This is a genomic window from Corynebacterium sp. HMSC034H07, assembly GCF_001815175.1.
In the GTDB taxonomy this organism is placed as follows: Bacteria; Actinomycetota; Actinomycetes; order Mycobacteriales; family Mycobacteriaceae; genus Corynebacterium; species Corynebacterium hiratae.
Window position 1 is genome coordinate 1 of record NZ_KV819509.1, and the last position, 953, is coordinate 953.

The window sequence follows — 953 nt, forward strand, 5'->3', positions numbered from 1 at the left end:
TGGTACGCCTGGGCCGGGATGGCTTTCGCCGCGATGAGTTCTTCGATGACCTTGCGTGTTGCCGGGCCGGTTTTGCTGGCTTCGCGATAAAAGTAGTCACTGGTCCACAGTCCACGGGTGGAGTCCATTCCAGATGGAATGTGCTCATAGTCAGTGACATAGGCCCCACGCTTATGCGAAACCTGGTGGGTTGCCACGGTCGTCCCCTGATCAAAGACGGTCAAGACTTGCCCGGTGATGCGCACATCGACAGTGCGGCCAACAAGCTGATGCGGGACGGAGTAGCGCACCGTTGCAACCGTGATATGGAAATCAGGGGCCACTTTCGCGCGCTTCCACTCGGTGTGCTGCCATGGGGTTGTCGGCAGGTCAGCAAGGAGATGCTGCTCGTGTTCTTCGAAGAGATCCCTGCGGCTTGACTGCTGACTGCGAAACGGCACGGACCTGTTGATTGCATCGACTAAGTCCACAATCTTTCCGTTGAGCTCGTCCAAGTCAACACACTGGTGGCCTTCAAGGGCGTGGATGACTTTGTGTGTGACGATCTTTACCGCAGCTTCCACATTCGCTTTATCCTTCGGCCGACGCGCGCGCGTAGGAAGTGCTGCTGTGTTGTAGTGCTCCAAGAACTGCTGGTAAGTGTCGTTGACCTTCCGATTCCTATCGGCAGTGCTGATTGCGTTCGACGCCGTCGACGCGTTATCGGGGACAACAACCTGGCAGACCCCGCCGAAGTAGTCAAACGCTTGATGGTGGGCATCAAGCCAGGACTGTTGCCGCTGGTCAATACACGCACAGGCAAACAGCATCCCTGAATACGGCAGCGCGGCAACGAAAATGCTGACTTTCGCACCCGGTGTGCCCGCAGGGTCGTACAGGCACATCTTGGTCCCCGCCCAATCCACCTGCATCGTATGCCCTGGTGCATGGGTGATCCGGGCGGTAAGCCCGGC

1 protein-coding gene is annotated in these 953 nt (G+C 57.9%); it reads right to left on the reverse strand.

Features of this window, described 5'->3' with window-relative positions; all coding sequences use genetic code 11:
* Positions 1–953: IS21 family transposase (istA, locus tag HMPREF3009_RS03215; RefSeq protein ID WP_118783627.1), on the reverse strand; the 953-nt coding region annotated here is incomplete at both ends.